The organism is Kitasatospora sp. NPDC004289, assembly GCF_053602875.1.
In genome coordinates this window covers 47,153-72,465 of record NZ_JBSGEL010000011.1, presented here as the reverse complement: position 1 = coordinate 72,465, position 25,313 = coordinate 47,153, and the positions used below count along the sequence as shown (strand labels likewise).

The 25,313-nt window shown below is 73.5% G+C and carries 18 protein-coding genes; 12 read left to right on the top strand and 6 right to left on the bottom strand.

Annotated features, from left to right (window positions below; all coding sequences use genetic code 11):
- Positions 1-8: 8 nt before the first annotated feature.
- Positions 9-1,538, top strand: coding sequence for an aldehyde dehydrogenase (NADP(+)) (locus ACWEPF_RS10205; protein ID WP_452172227.1), 1,530 nt, complete (start codon positions 9-11; stop codon positions 1,536-1,538).
- Positions 1,539-1,692: 154 nt separating this feature from the next.
- Positions 1,693-3,285 (top strand): M4 family metallopeptidase, encoded by a 1,593-nt coding sequence (locus tag ACWEPF_RS10200; RefSeq protein ID WP_452172226.1) that lies wholly within the window; start codon positions 1,693-1,695, stop codon positions 3,283-3,285.
- A 69-nt stretch (positions 3,286-3,354) separates the two neighbouring features.
- On the opposite strand, the gene ACWEPF_RS10195 is transcribed toward ACWEPF_RS10200, so the two are convergent.
- A complete protein-coding gene (locus ACWEPF_RS10195) occupies positions 3,355-4,005 on the bottom strand; it encodes an AAA family ATPase (RefSeq protein WP_449796444.1) in 651 nt (216 codons plus the stop codon).
- Positions 4,006-4,189: 184 nt separating this feature from the next.
- Here ACWEPF_RS10195 and ACWEPF_RS10190 point away from each other — a divergent pair, with 184 nt between their 5' ends.
- Together ACWEPF_RS10190 and ACWEPF_RS10185 are read left to right on the top strand one after the other, a co-directional pair.
- A complete protein-coding gene (locus tag ACWEPF_RS10190) occupies positions 4,190-4,768 on the top strand; it encodes a TerD family protein (RefSeq protein WP_345281550.1) in 579 nt (192 codons plus the stop codon).
- A 115-nt stretch (positions 4,769-4,883) separates the two neighbouring features.
- Positions 4,884-5,126: a hypothetical protein gene (locus ACWEPF_RS10185; protein WP_452172225.1), complete on the top strand. Its 243-nt coding sequence runs from the start codon at positions 4,884-4,886 to the stop codon at positions 5,124-5,126.
- Between the two features lie 46 nt (positions 5,127-5,172).
- Here ACWEPF_RS10185 and ACWEPF_RS10180 read toward each other — a convergent pair whose 3' ends face one another.
- Positions 5,173-5,967: a metal-dependent hydrolase gene (locus ACWEPF_RS10180; protein ID WP_345281552.1), complete on the bottom strand. Its 795-nt coding sequence runs from the start codon at positions 5,965-5,967 to the stop codon at positions 5,173-5,175.
- Positions 5,968-6,211: 244 nt separating this feature from the next.
- Here ACWEPF_RS10180 and ACWEPF_RS10175 point away from each other — a divergent pair, with 244 nt between their 5' ends.
- Positions 6,212-8,083 (top strand): CASTOR/POLLUX-related putative ion channel, encoded by a 1,872-nt coding sequence (locus ACWEPF_RS10175; RefSeq protein WP_452172224.1) that lies wholly within the window; start codon positions 6,212-6,214, stop codon positions 8,081-8,083.
- Between the two features lie 82 nt (positions 8,084-8,165).
- Here the strand turns inward: ACWEPF_RS10175 and ACWEPF_RS10170 are convergent, their stop codons facing one another.
- Together ACWEPF_RS10170 and ACWEPF_RS10165 are read right to left on the bottom strand one after the other, a co-directional pair.
- Complete coding sequence (locus ACWEPF_RS10170; protein ID WP_452172223.1) at positions 8,166-8,957, bottom strand: SDR family NAD(P)-dependent oxidoreductase; 792 nt, start codon at positions 8,955-8,957, stop codon at positions 8,166-8,168.
- Positions 8,958-9,019: 62 nt separating this feature from the next.
- Positions 9,020-9,556 carry an ArsR/SmtB family transcription factor gene (locus ACWEPF_RS10165; RefSeq protein WP_452172222.1) on the bottom strand — a complete coding sequence of 179 codons (537 nt, stop codon included), beginning with the start codon at positions 9,554-9,556 and terminating at the stop codon, positions 9,020-9,022.
- A gap of 109 nt (positions 9,557-9,665) precedes the next feature.
- Between ACWEPF_RS10165 and ACWEPF_RS10160 the strand changes: the two genes are divergently transcribed.
- From ACWEPF_RS10160 to ACWEPF_RS10140, 5 genes are all read left to right on the top strand, one after another.
- Positions 9,666-10,925: an MFS transporter gene (locus ACWEPF_RS10160; protein WP_452172221.1), complete on the top strand. Its 1,260-nt coding sequence runs from the start codon at positions 9,666-9,668 to the stop codon at positions 10,923-10,925.
- Positions 10,926-11,177: 252 nt separating this feature from the next.
- Positions 11,178-17,405, top strand: a complete 6,228-nt coding sequence (locus ACWEPF_RS10155) for an RHS repeat-associated core domain-containing protein (RefSeq protein WP_452172220.1) — start codon at positions 11,178-11,180, stop codon at positions 17,403-17,405.
- Positions 17,402-17,671: a hypothetical protein gene (locus tag ACWEPF_RS10150; protein ID WP_452172219.1), complete on the top strand. Its 270-nt coding sequence runs from the start codon at positions 17,402-17,404 to the stop codon at positions 17,669-17,671. The genes ACWEPF_RS10155 and ACWEPF_RS10150 overlap by 4 nt, the downstream gene beginning before the upstream one ends.
- Before the next feature lie 181 nt (positions 17,672-17,852).
- Positions 17,853-19,829, top strand: a complete 1,977-nt coding sequence (locus ACWEPF_RS10145; protein WP_452172218.1) for a discoidin domain-containing protein — start codon at positions 17,853-17,855, stop codon at positions 19,827-19,829.
- Positions 19,830-20,029: 200 nt separating this feature from the next.
- A complete protein-coding gene (locus ACWEPF_RS10140; RefSeq protein WP_452172217.1) occupies positions 20,030-20,578 on the top strand; it encodes an excalibur calcium-binding domain-containing protein in 549 nt (182 codons plus the stop codon).
- A gap of 87 nt (positions 20,579-20,665) precedes the next feature.
- Here ACWEPF_RS10140 and ACWEPF_RS10135 read toward each other — a convergent pair whose 3' ends face one another.
- Positions 20,666-21,223 (bottom strand): hypothetical protein, encoded by a 558-nt coding sequence (locus ACWEPF_RS10135; RefSeq protein WP_452172216.1) that lies wholly within the window; start codon positions 21,221-21,223, stop codon positions 20,666-20,668.
- 121 nt (positions 21,224-21,344) lie between these two features.
- Positions 21,345-22,166: a hypothetical protein gene (locus tag ACWEPF_RS10130; RefSeq protein ID WP_452172215.1), complete on the bottom strand. Its 822-nt coding sequence runs from the start codon at positions 22,164-22,166 to the stop codon at positions 21,345-21,347.
- A 263-nt stretch (positions 22,167-22,429) separates the two neighbouring features.
- Here ACWEPF_RS10130 and ACWEPF_RS10125 point away from each other — a divergent pair, with 263 nt between their 5' ends.
- Positions 22,430-24,370 (top strand): ATP-binding cassette domain-containing protein, encoded by a 1,941-nt coding sequence (locus ACWEPF_RS10125; protein WP_452172294.1) that lies wholly within the window; start codon positions 22,430-22,432, stop codon positions 24,368-24,370.
- 36 nt (positions 24,371-24,406) lie between these two features.
- A complete protein-coding gene (locus tag ACWEPF_RS10120) occupies positions 24,407-25,294 on the top strand; it encodes a glycosyltransferase family 2 protein (protein WP_452172214.1) in 888 nt (295 codons plus the stop codon).
- Positions 25,295-25,313 lie beyond the last annotated feature (19 nt).

Below are 25,313 nucleotides of genomic sequence, written 5' to 3'. Positions count from 1 at the left end.
GGAGTCCCATGGAAACCACAGCAGTTGAGCCGCAGCCGGTCCGCACCTCCGACCCGAGGACCGGCTCGCCCGGGGCGGTGGTGGCCGCCGAGGCGGGCCCGGCCGAGGTCGACCGGGCCGTCCGGGCCGCCGCCGCGGCCCTCCCCGCGCTGGCCGACCGCGCGGTGCGGTCCGCGCTGCTGCGCGCCGCCGCCGACGGGCTGGAGGCGGCGGCCGAACAGGTGGTCGCCGCCGCCGACGCCGAGACCGCGCTCGGCCCGGCCCGGCTGGCCGGTGAACTCGCCCGCACCACCTACCAGTTGCGGGCCTTCGCGGAGCAGGTGGAGCGGGGCGCCTTCCTGGACGTGGCGATCGACCACGCCGACCCCGCGCTGAACCGCCCCGACCTGCGCCGGATGAAGGTCCCGCTGGGCGTGGTCGCGGTCTTCTCGGCCAGCAACTTCCCGCTCGCCTTCAGCGTGCCCGGCGGCGACACCGCCAGTGCCCTGGCGGCCGGCTGCCCGGTGGTGGTCAAGGCCCATCCGGACCATCCGGCGACCAGCGAGCTCTGCGCCGGCGTGCTGCGCGCGGCGGCGGGTCACGTGGGCCTGCCGGAGGGGGTGGTGGGCCTGGTGCACGGCTTCGCGGCCGGGCCGGAGCTGGTCCGCCACCCGCTGGTGGCGGCGGTCGGCTTCACCGGCTCGGTGCGCGGCGGGCGGGCCCTGCACGACATCGCCGCCGCCCGGCCGGTGCCGATCCCCTTCCACGGCGAGCTCGGCTCGCTCAACCCGGTGGTGGTCACCGAACGGGCCGCCGCCACCCGGGCGGAGGAGATCGGCGCCGGGCTCGCCGCCTCCTTCACGCTCGGCAGCGGCCAGTTCTGCGTCAAGCCCGGCCTGGTCCTGGTCCCGGCCGGGGCAGACCGACTGGAGGAGGCGGTGGTCGCGGCGGCCGCCGCGACCGGGGCGGGGCCGCTGCTGGACCGCCGGATGCGGGAGGCGTTCCTGACGGGTGTCGGGCGCCGGGCCGCGGTGCCGGGCGTCAGGGTGCTGCTGGCAGCCGGCCCGGCACCGGTCGAGGGGGCCGGCCTCGCGGTCCGCGCCGGGGTGCTGGCGGTGGACGCGGCGGAGCTGACCGAGGAGCTCCGGGAGGAGTGCTTCGGCCCGGTGACCGTCCTGGTCCGCTACCGGGACCGGGGCGAACTGGAGTCGGTGCTGGGCCGGTTGGCCGGGAACCTGACCGCGACCGTCCAGCTGGCGGCCGACGAGCGCGGCCCCGAGGCGGCCGCCCTGCTGGAGCGGCTGCGCCCCTTGGCGGGCCGCCTGGTGGTGGACCAGTGGCCGACCGGCGTCGCGGTCGCCCCCGCCATGCACCACGGCGGCCCGTACCCGGCCACCACCTCCGGCTCCACCTCCGTCGGCGCCACCGCGGTCGAGCGCTGGCTGCGCCCGGTGGTCTACCAGAACACCCCGCCCGAACTGCTGCCGCCGGAGCTGCTGGACGGCAACCCGCTCGGCGTCCCGCAGCGCGTCACCGGCGCAATACCGCCTGGTCGGTGAGGGGGTCAAGTACTTCGACCGGTCGGGTAATTGAACGGTTTCGGTCGTTCTTGGACACGGTCTGATCAAGATGGACGGGTAAGGATGGCCTTCTTTGGCGGCTCACCGTCAAGCTCTGTCGCAGCTCTTCACAGCTACCCCGACTGGAGTCAGAGTGAGCCCCACCTCCTCTCAGCGCCGCCACCTCGCGGCCGGAGCCATCGCGGTCACCGCCGCGCTCGTCGCCGTCACCTTCCAGACCGGAGCGGCGACCGCCGCCTCCGGCCGTGACGCGGCGATAGCCGACGCCAAGGCCAACGTCGCCCACAACCCCGGAGTCTTCGGCTTCGGCGTGGGCCAGGACCTGGTCGTCAAGGACGTCATCGTCGACGCGGACGGCACCCAGCACGTCCGCTTCGACCGCACCTACCAGGGCCTGCCGGTCGTCGGCGGCGACCTGGTGGTGCATCAGAACGCGCACGGCAAGCTGCTCGACAAGTCGGCCGGCAAGGCCCACGACCCCAAGGTCAAGTCGACCAAGCCGGCCGTCCCCGCCCAGGCCAGCGCCGCCCACGCCCTCGGCCAGGCCGAGGGCATCACGGCCGCCACCTCCACCCCGGAGCTGATCATCTGGGCCGCCGACGGCACCCCGCGGCTGGCCTGGCGCACCACCGTCGCGGGCGTGGGCGACCACGGCCAGCCGGCCGGGAAGATCGTGGTCACCGACGCCGGCAGCGGCGAGCAGATCGAGGCCTACGCCGCCGAGCACCAGGCCGTCGGCACCGGGCACTCGGAGTACACCGGTGACGTCTCCATCGACACCACCGCGCAGACCTCCGGCGGCTACGCGCTGATCGACCCGACCCGCGGCCACGTCACCAAGGACGCCAAGAACGTCTCGTCCTCCTCGATCAACGCGAGCTCCGGCACGCTGTTCACCGACGCGGACAACGTCTGGGGCGACGGGAGGAAGTTCTCCACCGACCGCTCCACCGCCGCCGTCGACGCCCACGCCAACACGGCCTGGACGTACGACTACTACAAGAACACCTTCAACCGCCGGGGCATCAAGAACGACGGCAAGGGCGCCACCGTCTTCGTCCACGTCGGCACCAAGTGGGACAACGCCCAGTGGTCCGACAGCTGCTTCTGCATGATGACCGGCGACGGCGACGGCGTCACCGACCCGGAGCAGGTCGACCTCGACACCATGGGCCACGAGATGACCCACGGCGTCACCAGCGCCACCGCCAACCTGCGCTACAGCGGTGAGTCCGGCGGCCTCAACGAGGCCACCAGCGACATCTTCGGCACCATGGTCGAGTGGTACGCCAACAACGCGGTGGACAAGGGCGACTACCTGTTCAGCGACCAGTCCACCCCGCCGTGGCTGCGCCGGATGGACAAGCCCTCGCTCGACGGCCGCTCGGCCGACTGCTGGACCAAGAAGGTCGGCCAGCTCGACGTGCACAACTCCTCGGGCGTGGGCAACCACTGGTTCTACCTGGCCAGCGAGGGCAGCGGCAGCAAGACCGTCAACGGCGTCACCTACAACAGCCCGACCTGCAACGGCTCGACCGTGACCGGCATCGGCAACCAGAAGGTGGCCGCGGTCTGGTACCGCGCGCTGACCGTCTACATGACCTCCACCACGGACTACAAGGGCGCCCGCACCGCGTCCCTGAACGCCGCGAAGGACCTGTACGGCACCGGCAGCGCCGAGTACAACGCGGTGGCCGCGGCCTGGAGCGCCGTCAGCGTCGCCTGACCCGAAGGGCCCTGAGGCCCCGACAGCCCCTGCGGGCCGAGCTTCCGGGCTCGGCCCGCGGGGGCTCCGTCATGCCGCGTCGAAGGTGACCCGGGGCAGCCGCTCGCGGGCCGAGCGGTCGAGCAGGGTGACGGAGGCGGTCTCCGGAGCGGCCGCCGCCCCGTGCGCGCGCAGGGCGCGGACCAGCCGGCCGAGACCGCGGTCGTGCTGGGCGAAGGTGCGGCGCGGGGCCGAGCGGCCCCGGGCTCGCTGGCCGGTCAGGGCCTCGGCGCTGCCGACGTCGAGGATGACCAGGTGGAGTTCGCGGCCCTGGGGTGCGAGCAGCCGGGCCAGGTGACGGCGCAGCCAGGAGCGGCTGCCGCAGTCGTGGACCAGGAGTTCGGCGCCGTCGCGCGCGCTGGTGTGCAGCCGGTGGAAGTGCCGCAGCCGGGCCCAGGGCCGGTAGACCGGGTAGGGGAGCCAGGCGGGCATCACGGCCTCGCAGGCCAGGTGGGTGGTGCGCGGGTCTATCACCGGGGCGGCGGCCGCCCACTGGTGGAGCGCGGTGCTCTTGCCGCTGCCCGGCAGGCCGGAGACGACGACCACCGCGCCGGGCGGGTAGGTGAGGGCACGGGGGACGGCGCCGCCGCCGCGCAGGTCGACCAGGCCGCGCGGGCGCAGACCGGCCGGTGCGCGCCGGGCGGTCGCGGTGGTCCGGGGGTCCTCTAGGTCATGCGGCACGGGGATCAGTCCTGTTGGGCGGGCGTATCGGGCATTTACAGCGACGTAAATTAGCACGGGGCGGTTGCGGTGCTCCGGGCGTCCGGGCGGTGCCGCCGCGTTTCGATCTACAGTGTTGTAGATTCGCAGGAACGTACGGTGCCCGTGGGTCGACCTGCGGGCAGGACACACCTGGAGGGGCGACGTGGGAGTCACGCTGGCCAAGGGCGGCAACGTCTCACTGACGAAGGAGGCGCCCGGCCTGACCTCGGTCATCGTCGGACTGGGCTGGGACGTGCGCACAACGACGGGTGCCGACCACGACCTGGACGCCAGCGCGATCCTCTGCGACGCGCAGGGGCGGGTCCTGACGGACCAGCACTTCGTCTTCTTCAACAACCTGCGCAGCCCGGACGGTTCGGTCGAGCACAGCGGCGACAACCTCACCGGCGGCGGGGACGGCGACGACGAGCAGATCAAGGTCGACCTCGCCACGGTGCCCGCGGCGGTGGCGAAGGTGGTCTTCCCGGTCTCCATCTACGACGCGGACAGCCGCAACCAGAGCTTCGGCCAGGTCCGCAACGCCTTCATCCGGGTGGTGAACCAGGCGGACGGCCGCGAGATCGCGCGCTACGACCTGACGGAGGACGCCTCCACCGAGACCGCCATGATCTTCGGCGAGCTCTACCGGCACGGCGCCGAGTGGAAGTTCCGCGCCATCGGCCAGGGGTACGCCTCCGGCCTGCGCGGCATCGCGCTGGACTACGGGGTCAACGTCGGCTGACGCGCGGGAGGGCGGGCCGGGACCTGGAGGTGTCCGGCCCGCCGCTTGTCAGGTCCGCCCGTGGGCATCTACAGCTCTGTAGAGTTTTTCGGATCCGGGCCGAGGAGGGCGAACCATGACGGACGGTCAGCAGAAGAGTGCCTGGCAGCCTCCGGAGGAGGAGGTCGAGCCCGCCTACCAGCCGGTCGAGGTCGACTTCGCCGACGGTGACTGGGCGGTGGGGCGGATCAACGCCTGGTGGCGCCCGGCCGATGGCCAGTCCTGGTGCCGCGTACGGCTGTTGGGGCGCGGCGAGGAGCCGCGCTGGATGCCGTTCGACCCCGACCGCCTCGTGCTGCTCCCCGCTTCGGGGATCTGACGGGGCGGCCGGGGCCGGGTGGTCGTCGGCGCTCTCCGGCGCCCGGTCAGCCGATCAGCTGGAGGGCGGCCAGCGCGCCGATGCCGCCGAGACCGGCGAACACCGGCATCAGGACCTTGAGTTCGACCCAGCTGCCGGCCCGGAAGCGCATCGGCTTCGGCGGGCCGATCGGGTACCAGCGCTTGCGCCCGATCGGGATCGGCCACAGCACCGGGCAGCCGGAGACGGTCAGCGCGTCACCGATGCAGTGCACCAACGCGCCCAGGGCGACGGGGAGTCCGACCCACATGTACTCCTGGCCGGCGCCCTCGAACAGCCAGCCGGATCCGTTGCCGGGCCGGTCCAGCACCTCGGCCAGCATCCAGGCGCCGGCCGCGCCGAGCAGCCAGACCAGCACGTCGCTGGAGGCCCGCGCGTGACGCCACAGCAGGCCCTCGATCGCCAGCACCATGTGGACGAAGAGCACCGCGAGCACGCCCCAACGGCCGCCGTAGACGCAGGCCGCGGCCGCTCCGGCGCCGCACAGCAGCGCCCAGGGCCAGGTGTGGGTGAGGGTGCGGTGGCCACCGGAGCGGCGCGGGTCGGCCTTCGTCCGGGTGGCCTTGTAGGTGGCGTACGAGAGCCTGTCGATGATCTCGCAGAGCGTGCGGGAGACCGGCCCGAAGGCCCGGGATATCGTCGCGGCCTTGTGGTCGAGGTCCGGGGCGAGGGCCGCCCCGGCACAGATCAGCGCTCCGGCGAGCAGGACCGGCCAGGGCATCGGCTGGTCCAGGAGGGCCGCGGCGGCGCCCACTCCGAGCCAGGCGGCGGCGCCCGACAGCGAGTGCGCTGGTCCCATCATGCTGGTGTCCCCCTCGGCCCGCCGGTGCGGGCTGGTACGTGCGTTCGGTGTCACCGCAGCATACGGCAGACGATCTTCACGGTGGCCTCGACGGGTGCCCGCGCGGTCAACCCGGTGAAGGCGGCCCGCCACTCGGCCGGGTGACGGTCGGTCGGTCCTCGGTGTCCGAACGGCCTGTCGGCGGAGGGGGGTTGGCCCGCGCGGGGTACCGTGCTCGGGCCGAGGGCGGCGTGAGGGGGGTTCGGTGGTGTTCAGACGGCTTCGCGGTCGGCTCCGGTACTGGTTCGACGGCACGATGGACCGGGGCACCCCGGCCCTGATCGGCTGGCTCGGGCTCGCCTCGGTGCTGCTGATCGCCCTGGTCTCCACCTCGGTGGTGCTGCTCACCGACACCGACGCGGAGAGCAACGGCGGTTGGCCCGGCGTGGCCTGGATGAGCCTGCTGCGCACCCTGGACCCGGGCACCATGGGCGGCGACACCGGAGGGCCGCTCTTCCTCTTCCTGATGCTGGTGGTGACCATCGGCGGCATCTTCATCGTCAGCGCGCTGATCGGCGTGCTCACCACCGGACTCGACCAGCGCATCCGGCAGTTGCGCAAGGGCCGCTCCCCGCTGATCGAGAGCGGGCACACCATCGTGCTCGGCTGGTCGGACCAGGTCTTCACGGTGATCGGGGAGCTGGTGGAGGCCAACCAGAGCGAGCGGCGCTCCTGCGTGGTGGTGCTGGCCGACCAGGACAAGGTGGCGATGGAGGAGGCGATCCGCTCCCGGATCGCCGACACCGGGCGCACCCGGGTCATCTGCCGTTCCGGAAACCCGTTGGTGCGCGGTGAGTTGGAGCTGGTCAGCCCCGACACGGCCCGGTCGATCCTGGTGCTGCCGCCGGTCGGCGACGACGGCGACATCGACGTGGTGAAGATCCTGCTGCTGCTCAGCGGCCGCACCTGGGGGCCGACCCGCCCCGGGCTGGTCGCCGCGGTGCAGGACTCGGAGAACCTGCCGGCGGCCCGACTGGCCGCCGGGGAGGGCGCGTTGGTGATCGACGGCGACGACATCGCGGTGCGGCTGATCGCCCAGGCGCACCGGCAGCGCGGCCTGTCGAGCGTGCTGAACGAGCTGCTGAGCTTCGTCGGCAACGAGTTCTACCTGCGGGCCGAGCCCTCGCTCGCCGGATCGACCTACGGCGAGGCGCTGCACGCCTACGAGGTCGGCGCACTGGCCGGGCTGTGCCGGAGTGCCGGTGATGTGCTGCTCAACCCGCCGATGGGGACGGTGATCGCCGCCGAGGACGAGCTGATCGTGGTCGCCGAGGATGACCTGATGATCCGCCTCGGCCACGGGAGGCCGCCCGTGGCCGAGGCGGCGATCACCTCCGCGCCGCGCCAACGCCGGGTGCCCGACCGGACCCTGGTGGTCGGTCAGAACTCCCGCTCGACGAAGCTGATCCGGCTGCTGGACAGCTTCGTCGAGCCCGGCTCGGTGCTGGACGTGGCCGCTCCCTGGGAGCCCCGGGAGACCGTCCGCGACCTCGCCAACCTGACCGTGGGGCACCGCCGTTGCGAGCCGACCAAGCGCTCCTCGCTGGAGGCGCTCGGCCTCGGCGACTACCAGCACGTGGTGGTGCTCAGCGACGAGACGGTGGCGCCCGACGCGGCGGACGACCGCACCCTGGTGACCCTGCTCCACCTGCGCGACATCGAGGACGGCCTCGGTGACCCGTACTCGATCGTCACCGAGATGAACGACGACGCGAACCGGGAGGTCGCCCAGGTCACCAAGGCCGACGACTTCATCGTCTCCACCAAGGTGATCACCCTGCTGCTGACCCAGCTGGCCGAGAACCCCAAGCTGCACGCGGTCTTCACCGACCTGTTCGACCCCGACAGTTCGGAGATCTACCTGAAGCCGGCCGCCGACTACCTCCGCCCCGGCCACCCGGCCGACTTCACCACCCTGGTCGAGGCGGCGCGCCGGCGGAACGAGACCGCCATCGGTTACTGGCGGGCGGACCGCAGCCACGAACCGCCCTCCTACGGGGTCTACCTCAACCCGGCGCGGGGCGCACCGCTGCTGCTCGGCGCGCAGGACGCGGTGGTGGTGCTGGCGGAGCGCTGAGCCCGCGTCAGGTGTCGGACTCCGGGCGGCGGGCTCCGGGCGGTGGGTGGCGGGCCGGGCCCCGGGCGGCGGGCTTCCGGGATCAGACCGCGAAGCCGCCGTCGACGTCGAGCTCGGCGCCGGTGACGTAGCGGGCGCCCTCGCCGGCCAGGTACGCGACGGCGTCCGCCACCTCCGCGGGGGTGCCGAAGCGGCCGAGGGCGGTGAAGCCGTGCTGGAACGCGGCCGACTCGCCGTCGGCCGGGTTCATGTCGGTGTCGACCGGGCCGGGGTGGACCAGGTTGACGGTGATGCCGCGCGGGCCGAGCTCGCGGGCCAGGGCCTTGGTGAGTCCGGACAGCGCGGCCTTGCTGGTGGCGTAGAGCGAGCCGCCGGGGAAGGCGGTGCGCCGGGCCATGCAGCTGCCGATGCCGACGATCCGTCCGCCCTCGCCCAGGTGCTCGGCGGCGGCCTGGGCGTAGAGGTACGGCGCCCGGACGTTCACCGCCAGCACCCGGTCGACCTGGTCCGCCGTCATCTCCCCGATCGGACCCACGGCGCCGACCCCGGCGTTGTTGACCAGCACGTCCAGCCGCCCGAACCGCCCGGCCACCGCCGCCACCGCGGCGCGCACGGCCTCCGGGTCGGCGCTGTCGGCGCGGACGGCCAGCGCGGTGCGGCCCATCGCGGTGATCTTCGCGGCCACCGCCTCGGCCGCCTCGGGCGAGCCCTGGTGGGTCAGCGCCACGTGGGCGCCCTCCTCGGCCAGCCGCAGCGCCACCGCCGCCCCGATGCCGCGGCTGCCGCCGGTCACCAGCGCCACCTTGCCGTCGAGCGCCATCACACCGTTGGTCATCGTGGTCTCCTTCGAACTTCCCGTTCCGGTCTCGGACATGACTCGATCCTCGGCCAGGGCGCCCGGTGGAGCTGGCGGTAATCCGACGTGGCGTTGAACGTTCAACGATCGGGGTCGGGGTGGGGGTCGGGGTCGGGGTCCGCGCGGAGGGGGAAGGCCATCAGGCTGACGCCGACCGGTTCGGTGCCCGGGGTGCGGGCGGGCCGGGCGGCGGCGTGCAGTTCGAGCGCCAGGGCGGCCAGGCGGCTCCTGACGTCCCGCCAGGTCTCGGGGTCGACCCAGAGTTCGGCGTCGACGGTCACGCCCTCGGCCGCCGGGGCGCGCCGGGCGGCCCGCTCCCGGAGGGTGAGCGCCATGGTCTCGGCCAGCAGGGGATCGGCGTCCTGGCGGTCGGAGAGCGGGGTGCCCCGGACGGTGCGGTAGCGACGCTCCTTGCCGCCGCGCCGGGTGCGCTCCTCGGCCAGCTCGACCAGGCCGGCCCCGTCCAGGCGGCGCAGGTGCTGGCTGGCCAGGGCGTGCGAGACCGCCAGCTCGCGGGCCAGCTCGGCGGCCGACATCGGCCCCGGCCACATCAGGCTGAGCATCCGCAGCCGCAGCGGATGGGCGAGTGCGCGCAGGACGGGATCGGTCTCGGTCATGGACGCCAGTAAACCGCGTGCGGGTGACCCGGCCGCGATCGGCGCTACCCCCAAGCAAATGATTGGAGGTAGGGTGTGCCGCTGATCGTCCTACGTCGAGGGGGAACTGATGGGCCGACAGTTGAGGGCAGTCCTGCGCGACCGCGAGGCCGCGCTCTACCTGGGAGGGGTCGTCGTCTCCGGATTCGGTGACACGGCCATGGCGCTGGCGGCCGGGGTCTGGGTCAAGACGCTCACCGGATCGGACGCGCTCGCGGCCTTCGTCGGCTTCGGGCTGTGGCTGCCCACCCTGTTCGGCCCGCTGATCGGGCCCCTGGCCGACCGGGTCCGGCGCCGGCCGCTGCTGGTCGCGGTCCACCTGGCCCTCGCGGTGGTGATGACCGCGCCGCTGGCCGTGCGCACCGCGGACGACGTCTGGCTGCTGTTCGCGGTGCTGGTGGCGGTCGGCGGGGGAGTGGTGCTCGCCGACGCGGCCGAGAGCGCGCTGGTCGCCACGGTGGTGCCCGAGGAGCTCCGGGGCGACTTCAACGGCCTGCTGTACACCGCGATGGAGGGCATGAAGCTGATCGCGCCACCGGTCGGGGCCGCGCTGTTCACCGCCTTCGGCGGCCCGGCCGTGGCCGCCCTGGACGCCTGCACCTTCCTGCTGGCCGCGGCCGCCTACCGCCTCCTGCGGGTGAGCGAGGCGCGGCCCGCCGCGCGCGAGCGACGGGACTGGAGGGCCGAGACCGCCGAGGGGGCGCGGTTCCTGTGGCGGCACCCCGTGCTGCGCCCGCTGGTCCTCGCCGGCGGGGCGGCCATGCTGCTGGCGGGGCTGAGCAGTTCGGCCACCTTCGCGCTGATCGACTCCGGCCTGGGGCGCGGTCCCGCGTTCTCCGGCGTGCTGATGCCGGTCCAGGGCGCCGGATCGGTGGTGGCCGGGCTGGCGGCGGGGGCGCTGATGCGGCGGCTGCCCGAGCGCGCCTTCGCCGCCGCCGGGCTCGCCCTCTTCGCCCTCGGGGTGCTGGCCCGGGCCACCCCGTGGCTGCCGGTGGTCCTCGGCGGCAGCCTGGCCATCGGGCTCGGGCTCCCCTGCGCGCTGGTCGTCGCCATGACGGCCGTTCAGCGCGAGACCCCCGGCGAGCTGTTGGGCCGGGTGGCGGCCACCGCCAACACCCTGCTGTTCGCCCCGACCGGCCTCGCCCTGCTCATCGGCGGGGCGATGGTGGCGGGCCTGGACTACCGGGTCCAGACCGTCCTCGCCGGGACGGCCGGGCTGGTGGTCGCGGGCGCGCTGGCGTTCACCGGGAGGCGGGAACGCGGCGCGGGCATGGGCGCGGGAGACGACCGGGGGGACGAGCGGAGCCGGGCCGCTTCGGGCGCGCCCTGATCCGGTCGGGGGCGTTGAAGCCGGAGGGCGGCAGTCGGCGGGAGGAAGGGCCCGGCGCCCCGCGCCGTGGGTCCGGCCGCTTTCGGAGGTCTGGCATGGCGCGTTCAGATGAATGTCAGATGAAGATCGCCGGGATCCCGCGTCGATCATGATCATTTGACCGTTTTGACGCCGCCCCGTGTACATCCGGCTCGCCTACCCTCCGCCGCTCAGCCACTCGTCGCCTGACGGTGGATCAGAGGAGCGTGTTCGATGAGGCATCAACGAGTCGTCACTTCCCGCAGGCCGGGCGGCCTGCCGGGGGTGCGGCCGGTCAGCGGTCTGCTGGCCCTGGCGGTCGCGGTGTCGGCGCTGGCGGGGTCGGAGGTGGCGCTCGCGCCGCTCGCCGCCGCCGCGCCGAAGGCGAAGCAGCAGTACGCGACCGCGGCCCAGGACCTGGCGTCGGCACGGGTGTTGGCCCGTCTGTCGGGGCAGCGGGTGGAGGTGTTGGGGGAGCGCAGCGAGACCTCCACGACCTGGGTCAACAAGGACGGCTCGCTCACCACCGAGCTCTCCGCCGGTCCGGTCCGGTTCCAGCGGGACGGCCAGTGGGCCGACGTGGACCTGGACCTGGTGGCGGGTCAGGACGGCTCGGTGGCGCCCAAGGCGCACCCGCACGGCCTGAAGCTGGGCGGCGCGGGCGGCACCGCCGTCCGCTCGCTCGCCGAGGCCGGGGAGGGCCGGGGCGAGGGGCGCCCGCTGGTCACGCTCGGCTCGGGCGAGCAGCAGGTGGAACTGCGCTGGCGCGGCGGCCTGCCGAAGCCGGTGCTCAAGGGCAACCGGGCCACCTACCGGAACGCGATCGCCGACGGCTCGGCCGACCTGGTGGTGGAGGCGACCCGGACCGGCTTCGAGCAGTTCGTCACGCTCAAGCAGCGGCCGGCCGCCGGGGGCTTCTCGTACACCATGCCGGTGCGGGCCAAGGGCCTGCGGGCCCAGGCTCAGCCGGACGGCAGCGTGGTGCTGACCGACGCCGGGAGCGGCGAGCAGCGTGCGGTGATGCCCGCCCCGGTGATGTGGGACTCCACCGTCGACCCGGCGGCCGGTGACAAGGTCCGCAAGGCCAAGGTCCAGGTCCGGGTCGAACAGCGGGGCGAGGACCTGGAGTTGGTCTACACCCCGGACGCCGCCTTCCTGGCGGACCCGAACACCCGCTACCCGGTGACGGTCGACCCGGCCACCGCCTCGCTGGGCAACGTCTTCGACACCTACGTGCAGCAGGGCGAGACCGTCGACTGGTCCACCGACGTGGAGCTGGACCTCGGCAACCCGGGCACCAAGAACGCCGACGGCACCTTCCGCACCGCGCGCTCCTACCTGACCTGGAACACCGCGCCGATCGCCGACGCGCTGATCTCCTCCGCCACGCTGAGCCTGTGGAACTTCCACTCCGGCAACAACGTGGACTGCAAGCCGTACGACTGGGAGGTGTGGGCCACCGGCCGGGCGAACACCGCCAGCCGCTGGACCAACCAGCCCGCCTGGAACACCAAGTACGCCACTTCGAGCGAGACCAAGGGCAACACCGCCTGCGCCTCGGCCCCCGACGGCTGGGTCAACGCGGACGTCAGCAACCTGGTGCAGGTCTGGGCCTCGGCGAAGAACGGCCTCTCCGACATGGGCCTGCGGGCCGCGTCCGAGGCCGGGGTGAGCGGCTGGAAGCGGTTCAACTCTTCCAACGCCTCGGGCAACGTGCCCAAGCTGACGGTCAATTACAACTACCGCCCGCGCACCGGCACCGACCAGCAGGCCGGCTCGCCGTTCTTCAAGGACGCCGCCGGCACCTGGTGGGTCAACTCCACCACGCCGACCCTGCGGGACACCTTCGCGGACCCGAACAACGACAAGGTCAACGGCAGCTTCCAGATCTTCGACGCCGCCACCGACACCCAGGTCGGCGGCATCCTGGTCTCCCCGTTCGTCTCCAGCGGCCGGCCCGCCGCGGTGACCGTCCCGGCCGGGGTGCTCACCAACGGCAGGACCTACAAGTTCCGCACCTCGCCCTACGACGGCACCCACTACAACCTGGGCTGGTCGCCGTGGGCGACCTTCACGGTCGACACCTCGGCGCCCTCCGCCCCCGTCTCGGTCACCTCCTCCGACTACCCGTCGGGCCAGTGGGTCAAGGGCGCGGGCAAGTCCGGCGTCTTCACCGTCACCCCGCCCGCCGGTGACCAGAGCGGCCTGGAGTGGTCGCTGGACGGCACCAGCTGGACCAAGGCGGCGACCAACGGCAGCACCGCGCCGGTCGCCCTGACGGTCACCCCGGCCAGGGCGGGCACCAACGTGCTCCAGGTGCGCGCGGTGGACCGGGCCGAGAACAAGTCCGAGCCGCTCTCCTACGTCTTCCAGGCCGGCGCCGGCGGCGTCACCACCCCCAACGACGGCACCCGGACGGCCGCCCGCCTGCCGCTGGCCGCCGAGGCCGACGCCGCCAAGTACGACAGGGTCGGCTTCTCCTGGCGGCGCTCCGACGCCGATGCCTGGACCACCGTCCCGGCGGCGCACGTCACTTCGGCCGGTGCGCCCGTCACCTGGCCGGTCGCCCTCACCGCGGGCAAGAGCCCCGCGCTGACCTGGAACGCCACCTCGACGGTGACCCCGGACGGCACCGTCCAGGTCCGCGCCGACTTCACCGGCCCCGGCGGCGCCGCCGTCTCCTCCGAGCCGGTGCGGGTGGTCGTCGACCGCAGGGCCGACGGCGCCGCCACCGAGAACGTCGGCCCCGGCGCGCTGAACCTGCTCACCGGTGACCTCAAGGTCCCCGCCACCGACGTGTCGCTGTTCGGCATGGCCGTCAGCCGCACCCACTCCTCGCGCGACCCGAAGGCGGCGGCCAACCAGGAGGGCCAGGCGGCGATCTTCGGCCCGAACTGGGTCTCCAGCGTCTCCTCCTCGCTCTCCGCCTCGGAGTACACCGAGATCCGCCGGACCTCGAACACCTCCCTGAGCGTGTCGACCGCGGACGGCGCCACCGTCGCCTTCACCTCGAACGCGGCCGGCACCGCCTGGACCCCGGAACCCGGCAGCGAGGGCCTGAGCCTCACCGGCGCCTTCGCCGCCGGTGACTTCACCCTCTCCGGCACCGAGGGCACCACCACCACCTTCGCCAAGGTGGACCCGGCGGCCACCACCTGGACCGCCACCTCCACCCTCCTGGGCGGCCTGGCCAACACCACCACCAGCATCGTCCCGGAGAAGGTCGTCGAGGGCGGCCGCACGCTGGCCCGCCCGAAGCTGGTCGTCGCCCCCACCTCCGCCGCCACGGCGTCGGCCTGCGCGGCGGACGTCACCACCAAGGGCTGCCGCGTCCTCCAGCTGGTCTACGCCGGCACCACCACCGCCACCGGCGTCAACACCGGCGCCGAGTTCGGTGACTTCGCCGGCCAGGTCAGCGCCGTCAAGCTGTGGAGCACCGCCCCCGGCGCTTCCGCGGCCACCGGCACCGAGGTCGCCGTCTACCGCTACGACAGCGCCGGCCGGCTGCGCCAGACCTGGGACCCGCGGGTCGGCCAGAGCGCGCAGAGCCAGTACACCTACTACACCCAGGGCGCGGACGACGGCCTGCTCTCCTCCGTCCAGCTCGGCGGCACCCTGCCGATCTCGCTGGCCTACGGCACCGTCGCCGCCAACCCGGCCGCCGGGCCCGGCATGCTGACCAAGGCCTGGCACAGCACCCTGGCCCCCGGCACCGCGAGCACCGTCAACGGCACCGCCACCGACACGGTCGTCTACGGCGTCCCGCTCTCCGGGGCCAAGGCGCCGGAGAACCTCTCCGCCGCCGCGGCCGGCGCCTGGGGCCAGACCGACCTGCCCACCGACGCCACCGCCGTCTTCCCCGCCGACCAGGCTCCCGCCTCCCACAGCGGAGCCGACCTGAACGCCGGCGACTACGCCCGAGCCACCGTCACCTATCTGAACGCCTCCGGCCGTCAGGTCAACCAGGCGACCCCGGGCCACCGGATCACCACCACCGAGTACGACGACCACGGCCACCAGATCCGCACTCTGACCGCCGCCAACCGCGAGCTGGCGCTCGGCGGCACCGACGCGGCCAGGGCCCAGCTCGCCGACCTCGGCATCGACACCCTGCCCTCCGCCGAACGTGCCCGCCTGCTCTCCAGCAGCAGCACCTACAGTGAGGACGGCCAGCAGGAGACCGCCGTCCTCGACCCGCTGCACCGCGTCACGCTGGCCGCCGACGCCGTCTCCGGCTCCACCGTCCTGGCCAGGGCGGGCAGCCAGCTGCCGGTCCGTCAGCAGACCGTGAAGACCTACGACGAGGGCCGCCCGACCGACGGCTCCGCGAAGATCAAGAACCAGATCACCCGGACCACCACCGGCGCCCAGCCGCGTGCCTGGCCCGAGCTGCTGGTCGACACCCGGCAGGACCGCACCACCTACGACTGGGCCCTCGGCGTGCCGACCGCCCAGACCAAGGACAGCGCCGGGCTCGCCCTGACCACCATCACCAAGTACGACGCCCAGGGCCGGGTGACCGCCACCCAGCTGCCGTCCTCCAACGGGGCCGACGCCGGCACCACCTGGACCAGCTACTACACCGCCGGCGGCACCGGCGCCTGCGCCAACCGTCCCGAGTGGGCCGACCTGATCTGCCAGACCGGCCCGGCCGGGGCGATCACCGGCGGCGGCGCCAACCCCGCCCAACTGCCCACCAGGACCACCCAGTACGGGCAGTTCGGCCAGGTCGCCCTGCTGACCGAGACCGCCAACGGTGTCACCCGCACCACCGGCACCACCAGCGACGCGGCCGGACGCCCCGTCACCGTGACCGTCTCCGGCGGCGTCGGCGCGGCCGTCCCCGCCACCACCACCGCGTACCACCCGGGCACCGGCTCGGTGGTCCAGCGGAGCTCGGCCACCGGCGGCACCGTCTCCAGGACCTACGACGACCTCGGCCGCCCGCTGACCTACACCGACGCCGACGGCGCCGTCACCTCCACGGAGTACGACGCCCTCAACCGTCCGACCAAGGTCACCGACAGCGCGCCGTCCACCACCACCTACACCTACGACACCGCGATCGACCCGCGCGGCCTGGCCACCTCGGTGACCGACTCCGTCGCCGGGACCTTCACCGCGCGCTACGACGCCGACGGCAAGCCGCTCACCCAGGGCCTGCCCGGCGGCTACACCCTGACCGACCGTCAGGACCCGACCGGCGCCACCACCTCCCGGACCTACACCCGGGACTCCGACGGCACCGTACTGGTCTCCGACGGCATCAGCGAGACCGTCCACGGCCAGCGGGCCACCCACACCGGCACCCCCGGAGTGACGGCCGCCCAGACCTACGCCTACGACGGCGCCGGCCGCCTCACCCAGGTCCAGGACACCTCGGTGGACGCGGTCTGCACCACCCGCACCTACACCTTCGACAAGAACACCAACCGCACCGCGCTGGCCACCGCCACCGCCGTCCGCGGCCAGACCTGCAGCACGGCGGGGGGTGCGGTCGCCGGTAGCACCTACGACAGCGCCGACCGCCTGGTGAACGCGGGCTACGCCTACGACGCCTTCGGCCGCACCACCGCGCTGCCCGGCTCCACCGTCGCCTACTACACCAGCGACCTGGTGCAGCAGCAGACCACCGGCGCCACCCGCCAGACCTGGAGCCTCGACTCCGCCCAGCGCCTGCGCAGCTGGACCACCGAGACCAACGGCTCGGGCAGCTGGACCGCGACCGGTAGCAGGACCAGCCACTACGGCACCGACGGCGACAACCCGCGCTGGGTCACCGAGGATGCGGCGGGCACCCTGACCCGCAACGTCAGCGGCGCCGGCGGGAACCTCGCCGCCACCACCACCAAGACCGGTGGCATCGTCCTCCAACTCGCCAACCTGCACGGCGACGTGACGCTGCGCCTGCCGTTGGACACCGCCGTCGCCCCCACCGTGCTCGACCACGACGAGTACGGCCAGCCCCGGGCCGGCCAGCCGGCCGCCCGCTACGGCTGGGTCGGCGACAAGCTGCGCTCGGCCGAGACCCCGGCCGGGCTCACGCTGATGGGCGTCCGCCTCTACAACCCGGCCACCGGCCGCTTCCTCTCCACCGACCCCGTTCCGGGGGCCAGCGCCAACGCCTACGACTACTGCAACGCCGACCCGGTCAACTGCACCGACCTCGACGGGCGGATGCCGGGCTGGCTGAAGGCGGCCCTCAAGGCCGCCGTCGCGCGCGCCGTCCAGCTCGCGGTCACCGCGGCGGTGGCGGCGTGGGTCCCGTTCCTCGCGCCGTGGGCCCTGCACATCGGCAACTGCGCCGGTGGCGCCTGCGCCGGCGTCCTCTTCGGCTCCGGCGGCTGGAAGCAGCGCATAGTCTGGGCCGTGGCCGGATGCCTCGCCGGGTTCGTCTTCGACCGGGGCGTCTCCCAGCGGATCATCGACAAGGTGGTCGGTGTCGTGAGGCGGTTCATATGACAGCGGCGGAGCAGCGGGACGGGCAGGGCGAGCGCGACGCTGCTCGCCGGGGCGAGCGTGACGGTGACGGCCGGGGCGGGCATCCGCTGCGGGTCGCCGTCCGCAACGGTGCCTGGCTCGCACCGTCCTTCCTGGTCGCCTACCTGATCGCCGATCAGCTGACGACCACCGCCACCGCCCGGACCGTGGGCACCCTGCTGCTGGCCCCGGCGATCGGCCTCCTGCTCCGCCTGACCGTCACGGGCCTCCGGCGGCTCGGCCGCTGACCCTGCCCGACCATCCGACCGGCCCGCTCCTTCCTGGAGCGGGCCGGTTCGTTTTGCGTTCAAGTGAATGGAATTTGCGTCTTGCTGCCCGAGTATTGCGTGCGGATGTCGCCCTGATTACGCTTCAGTCGCCCGCCACGGGTGCGGAGTGGACGAGGACGACCGGTCGAAGGAGAAGCGAATGGGTCTCACGCGGCGCACGTTCCTGCAGGCGGCCACGGCCGCGGGGGTCGCCGGGGCGGTCGGGCTCGGAGAGGGGGCACTCGCCGGCCCGGCCGCCGCCGCGGTGAGCGGCCCCGGGGACGTGGTCGGGAAGGTGACCGTCGGGTACCAGGGGTGGTTCGCCTGCGCGGGCGACGGGGCGCCGGTGAACGGGTGGTGGCACTGGGCGCAGAACTGGGGCCAGGTGCCGTCGGCCGCGAACCGGGCGATCGTCGCGTGGCCGGACGTCCGCGACTACCCGAGGACCTACGGCACCGCCTTCGCCAACCTGGGGAACGGGCAGCCGGCTTCGCTGTTCTCCTCCTACGACCAGTCGACGGTGGACGTGCACTTCCGCTGGATGCGGGAGTACGGCATCGACACCGCCGCGCTCCAGCGCTTCAACCCGACCGGCGGCGAGGGCCCGACCCGCGACGCGATGGCCGGCAAGGTGCGGTCGGCGGCCGAGGCGCAGGGCGTGAAGTTCTACGTGATGTACGACGTCTCCGACTGGACGACCATGCAGACCGACATCAAGGCGGACTGGACGGGCAAGATGCGCGCCCACACCGGCTCGGCCGCGTACGCGCGGCAGAACGGGAAGCCGGTGGTGTGCATCTGGGGCTTCGGCTTCAACGACGGCCAGCGACCGTTCGGCCCGGACGCCTGCCTGGACGTGGTCAACTGGTTCAAGGCGCAGGGGTGTTACGTCATCGGCGGGGTGCCGACCTGGTGGCGCACCGGCGACCGGGACTCCCGGCCCGGGTTCACCGGGGTCTACCACGCCTTCGACATGCTCTCGCCGTGGATGGTCGGCCGGATCGGCAACGCCGCCGACGCCGACAACTTCTACAACGTGGCGACCGTGCCCGACCTGGCGGACTGCACCGCGCGCGGCGTCGACTACCAGCCCTGCGTGCTGCCCGGCGGCGTGGGCGACCGCCAGCGCGCCCACGGCGACTTCATGTGGCGTCAGTTCTACAACATGGCCCGGGCGGGCGTGGCCTCCGCGTACGTCTCGATGTTCGACGAGTACAACGAGGGCAACCAGATCGCCAAGACCGCCGAGTCCCAGGCCTGGGTACCGGCCGGCTCCGGCTTCCTCGCCCTGGACGAGGACGGCACCGCCTGCTCCTCCGACTACTACCTGCGGCTGACCGGGGACGGCGGCCGGATGCTCAAGGGGCAGCTCGCCGTCACCGCGACCCGGCCGACCCCGCCGGTGGCCGGGGGCGGCGACACGGTGCCGCCCACCGCCCCCGGGAACCTCCGGGTCACCGCCGTTACCGACACCACCGTCGCGCTGGCCTGGACGGCCGCCACCGACAACGTCGGCGTCACCGGCTACCGGGTGCGGCGGATCACCGGCACCACGGCGGTGCCGGTCGCCACCGTCGCCGGGAACGTGACCTCGTACACCGTCAACGGCCTCGCCCCCGCCACCGGTTACACCTTCGACGTGCAGGCGCTCGACGCGGCGGGCGCGGTCTCGGCGCCCTCGGGGCCGGTCTCGGCGACCACGGCCACGGGTGGTTCCCCCGATGTCGACCTGGCCCGGAACCGGCCCACCTCGGAGAGCAGCCACACCCAGGTCTACGGCTCCGGCAACGCGGTCGACGGCAACCCCGGCAGCTACTGGGAGAGCGCCAACAACGCCTTCCCGCAGTGGCTCCAGGTCGACCTGGGCACCGTGGCCGGGGTACGCCGGATCGTGCTGACGCTGCCCCCCGTCGCGGCCTGGTCGACCAGGAGCCAGACCGTTGCCGTCAGCGGCAGCACCGACGGCACCGCGTTCACCCAGCTGCTCCCCGCCGCCGCCGTCACCTTCGACCCTGCCACCGGCAACACCGCCACCCTGAACCTCACCGCCACCGCCCGACACCTCCGTCTGACGTTCACCGCCAACACGGGCTGGCCGGCCGGGCAGGTCTCGGGCTTCCAGGTCTACGGCGGCTGAGCGGGGGGCTGGCGCTCGTGTGACCCAGCGCACGGCGGAACGGGGACTTCGGACCCGTCCGCCGGGCCCTCGGTCGTCCGTACGGTTTCACGGAACACCGTCCCACCACGAACGATGGACCCCTGTTGAACCCGTACGACCAGCCTCATCCGCCTGCCGCCGCCCCGCCGCCCGGTCCCCGGAGCTTCGGGAACCGCCTGGTGCGGGTCGCGGCCCTCGTCCTGCTGCCCCCGATCGCCGCCGTCTGGCTGTGGGGCTCGCGCCGCCTGAACGTGACGGCCAAGGTGCTGCTCACCGTCTGGTGCGCCTTCGCCTCGCTGATCTGGCTCGGCGTGATCATCGGCCCGACCGAGAAGGACGCCGCGACGCCCGGGACGCCGTCCGTCACCCCCACGGCGACGGTCACCGCGACCGCCACTGCCTCGGTGACCGCGACGGTCACGGCGACGCCGAGCCCGGTCCAGGAGGAGGCGCCGACTGCTGCTCCGACGCCGACACCGACGCCCGAGCCCGTTGCCCCGACCACCCCGCCGCCGGCACCCCCGGTTGCGGCGACCACGCCGCCCGCCCCGGCCGCACCGGCTGCCCCGCAACAGAACGAGGCGTCCCAGGGCGGGGGTGGCGGCTCGGCGTACTACGCCAACTGCACCGCCGCCAAGGCTGCAGGCGCCGCTCCCCTCTACCGCGGCGAGCCGGGCTACCGTTCCGGCCTCGACCGTGACGGTGACGGGATCGCCTGCGAGAAGTGACCCGACCAGTCACCGGTCAACGTGACCCGGCCCGGTTGGCCTGACCGAGCGTCAGGCCAACCGGGCCTTCGCGTGCTCACCTCCGGCTCACTTCCAGACGGCGAAGGCCTCGTCGTCCTTGCGGCGCAGCAGGCCGCCCTTGACCCACTCGACCTTCGAGGGGGCGGCGGTGGAGCCCGTGGCGGAGAGGTAGACCATGCAGCCCTCGTAACTCTCGCCCGCTCCCGCCGCCTTGAACTTGGCCGAGTCGTGCGAGTCGAGGCACTTGTCGAACTTCGGCGCCTCCTTGTAGCTCAGCTTGCCGTCCGCCCCGACCACCGGCTCCGGGAAGGCGGCCATGATGCTCAGCCGGGTCAGCAGGTCGCCGTCGGCCGTGACGTCGAAGGAGGGGCCGGTCACGTCCCCGGCAGCGGTCTTGGTCACCTTGTAGTGCAGGTAGTAGGGCGTGCGGCCCTGGTACTTGGACGCGTCCTTGAGCACGGAGAGGTCGGCGGTCGTCCCGGCGACCACCCGCTCCACGCTGACCTCGATGTTGTCCTTCTTGGCGCCGCTGCCGTAGGACAGCTCCTGGGTGTCGGAGCAGCTGGTGAGCAGCAGTGCGGCGGTGGCGGTGCCGAGGACGGCAACTGCGGTGCGGTGGTTCATGGTTCCCCCTGTGGCTGTGGTCGAGCGGGACGTTTCTACCGCAGGTCGGCGGCCGCGCGCTCGCACCGGGCGCGGGCGGAGATGAGGATCACATGCCAGGCGCGCGGCCCGGCCGGTGGCGTCAGGTGAGGTGATCCGGCGTCAGCAGGACGCTGTGGACGCCCCGGAGGTTCCCCTCGGGGCCGCCGGACAGCTCCGCGACGATCACCGCGACGGCGTGCACCGGGACGGTGTCGGGGGCGACGTAGACCGGGGCGCCCGGATCGAGGGAGCCGGGGCCGTGCAGGGTGAGGACGGGCTCGCGGTCGAGGGGGCGGCCGTCGTGGGCGAAGAAGAACAGGCGGTGGTTACCGGCCCGGACGAACGGGGTCTCGGAGCTGGTGGTGAAGGTGATCCGGCGTGCGGGGTCGAGGGCGGCGGTGGCGAGCGCGCGGACGTCGGCCGCGGGGCTCAACTCGTAGCGGCCGGCCGGGCCTTCGAGGGAGTGCAGCATCCCGGTGACGAAGCTCTCGACGACCTCGCGCTCCGCAGGCGTCTCCAGCCGGTCGACGGTGAGGTCGGCGGCGGTGGTGAGGTCGAGCACCAAGGTGCCGTCCGGGTGCGGGGGTTGCCGGGCGACGGTCAGGGAGAGGTGGGCTCCGTCGGCGGGGGTGAAGAGGTGGTAGTCCGTCATCCGGGGCGACTGCCCGGCGGCCTCCATGACGGCGACGGCGCCGGAGAGCACGGGGATCCGGAGCGGGATCCGGCCGTGCGGTGCGGAGAGGTCGGCGGTCAGGGCGAGCTGCGGTGCGCCGAGGAGTAGTTCGTCCGCGTGCAGAACGGCCCGGTCGCCGTGCTCGGCCACCACGCCGGTGAAGGAGAGCGCCCGGAACGGGCCGGAGGCCGTCCGGGCGGCGTGCAGGGTGGCCAACCGCCGGTTCAGCGCGTCAACGTCCTTGGTCATCGTCGTGGTCCTCGTTCCTCGGTGCGTCGGCCTCACGGTAGGGGGTCCCACCGACGGCGGAGGCCGGTGCGCGGGGTCTGTCGGAGGGGTCTGGGACAATCCTGGAGGTGCCTCAACTCTGCTGTAGATCAGGCCAGTTGGAAGCTTCACCGGATCGTGTGGGATTGCCGCCGAGCTGCCGACAGGGCCCCCGTCCGCCTCCTACCGTGGGACTCCCAGCGAGAGGACCCCCTCCGGGGAGTGAGGAGCACCGCTTGTCCGGCATGCAGACCTCGAAGGGCGCCGCCACCGAGGAGACGGGAGGGACGGGAGAGGGGGACGAGGAGGTCCGCTCCCGCTTCCCCGGTGACGGGCCGCAGGAGTTCGTCGAGTCGATGTCCACCGTCGCGATGGTGCGGCGGCTGCCCCAACTTGTGCGCCGGGCACTGGGCCTGGCCTGGGAGGCCGACCGGGCCGCGACGGCGTGGCTGCTGGTGTGTCAGGTGCTGTCGGGCGTCTTCGAGGCGCTCGCGCTGTACTCGACCACCGGGACGCTGGCGGCGCTGCTGGCCCCCGGCCCGGTCGGCGAGCACCTGCGGTCCGCCGCACCGTCGTTGACGCTGCTGGTGGTGTCGGCCGGGCTGCGGGCCGTACTGGCCATCGCGGTGGTGGGTCTGTCCGGCCGGGTCTCGCCGAGGATCAACCGGGAGGCCGACCTGGCGCTGCTCGCGGCGGGCTGCTCCGCCGAGTTGAGCGCCTACGACGAACCGGCCTACTCGGACCGCTGGGAGGCCGCCGACCGCGGCGCGGCCACCACCCCCGACCTGCTCTCCAGCGCGCAGGACGTGATCGCCGCCGCGATCTCGCTGATCGCGGCCGCCGGCGTGCTGGTCACCCTGGACTGGCGGATCGTCCCGTTCCTGCTGCTGGGCTCGGTGCCGACCGGCGTCGCCGCCGTCCGCACCGCCCGGATCCACTACCTCGCCTCCCGCTCCACCAACGAGGAGCGGCAGGCCCTGCGGGTCTACCGTTGGTACCTGATCGACAAGGGCCGTGCGGACCAGGTCCGTTCGGACCAGGTCACCCCGTTCATGATGGGCAAGTACCGGCGGGTCGAGGCGCGGATCGCCGCCGCGACCGATCGGGCCACCCGGGAGGCCGCCCGGGTCTCGCTCTGGGCCGCCCTGGGCACCGGCGCCGGCAGCGCCCTGATCTGGGGCACCCTGCTCTACCTGGTCGCCTCCGGCCGGATCGACCTCGCCGCGGCGGGCGGCGCGGTCTTCGCGATCCGCACCGCGACCGGGGGCGTGCAGGGCATGGTCGGCAACGGCACCCGGCTCTACCGGATGGGGCTCTACCTGGACGACTACTTCACCTTCCTGGACGAGGCGGGCGGCTACCGCATCCGTCGCGGCACCGCCGTCCCGGGTGCGCCGAAGGCCGTCGAGGTCCGGGGCCTGACCCACCGCTACCCCGGCGACCAGCAGGAGCCCGCGCTGCGGGACGTGGACCTCACCCTGCGCTCCGGCGAGATCGTGGCCGTCATCGGCCAGAACGGCAGCGGCAAGACCACCCTGCTGAAACTCCTCTCCGGCCTGCTGCTGCCGCAGACCGGCACCATCACCTGGGACGGCGTTCCGGTCGAGGCGATGGACGCCGAGGCCCTCTGGTCACGGGTCGCCCGGGTCCCGCAGGAGTTCGCCCGCTGGCCGCTCTCCGCTGCCGAGAACGTCCACCTCGGGCACGGCGACGCGGACGTGATGGCCGCCGTCCGGGACGCCGCCGCCCGGACCGGCTTCGACGAGACGGTGGACCGGCTCCGCTCCGGCTGGCGCACCCTGCTCGCCCAGGGCTGGCTCGGCGGAGCCGAGTTGTCCGGCGGAGGCTGGCAACGGGCCGCCGTGGCGCGGGCCTTGTACCGCACCACCCGCAACCCCGGCCTGCTCGTCCTGGACGAACCGACCAGCGACCTCGACCCGCGCGCCGAGCACAAGATCCTGCACGCCCTGCGCGCCTTCGCCCCCGGCCGCATCACCCTCCTGGTCACCCACAACGTCACCAACGCCGCCCTCGCGGACCGGGTGATCGTGATGGACGCCGGCCGAATCGTCCAGAGCGGCACGTGGCCCGAACTCGCCGCGGAGAAGGGCCTGTTCCGCGAACTCCTCGACCTCCAACGCGACCGCGCCGTCCCGGCCCCGAGGTCACCCGAGGCGGATGGGTAGCATCGGCGGGACAGCCGAGCACCAGGAGCCACCGCCATGTCGATGCCGCGCATTGGAGTCGCGATCGTGACGATGGGCACCCGCCCGCGGGAGCTGGAGGCCCTGCTGACGTCCGTGGCGGAGCAGGACGCGCCGGCGGCCCGGGTGGTGCTGGTCGGGAACGCGACGCCGCTCACCGACGTCACGGCGGACGCCGGGGCGAAGGTCACCAAGGTCCCGCTGGAGGAGAACCTCGGCTGCCCCGGGGGCCGCAACGTCGGGCTCCGGATCCTGCGCGAGTCCGGAGAGGTCGACGTCGTCGTCGAGTTGGACGACGACGGGCTGCTGATCGCCACCGACGTCTTCCGCAGGATCCAGGAGCTCTTCGCGGCGGACCCCCGGCTGGGGATCGTCGGGTTCCGCGTCGCGGACGAGCAGGGGCACACGCTGCGGCGCTGGGTCCCCCGGCTGCGGGCGGGCGACCCGATGCGGCGCGGGCTGGTCACCGCCTTCCTCGGGGGTGGGCACGCCTTCTCCGTCCCGATGCTGGAGCGGATCGGCGACTGGCCCGGGGAGTTCTTCTTCGGCCACGAGGAGACGGACCTGGCCTGGCGGGCCCTCGACGACGGCTGGGACATCCTCTACGAACCGGAGTTGGTGCTCCAGCACCCCCGCACCTCCGCCGCCCGGCACGCCGTCTACTACCGCAACACCGCCCGGAACCGGGTCTGGCTCGCCCGGCGTCGGCTGCCGTGGCTCCTGGTGCCGGTGTACCTGGGCGTGTGGATCGTGCTCACGCTGCTGCGGATGCGGTCCGCCCGAGGCCTGAAGGCGTGGTGCGGCGGGTTCGTCGAGGGGATCCGCACCCCCTGCGGGCCGCGCCGGCCGATGAGGTGGCGGACCGTCCTGCGGATGACCAGGCTGGGGCGGCCCCCGCTGGTGTGAGGGCGGGCGGCCGCCGGTC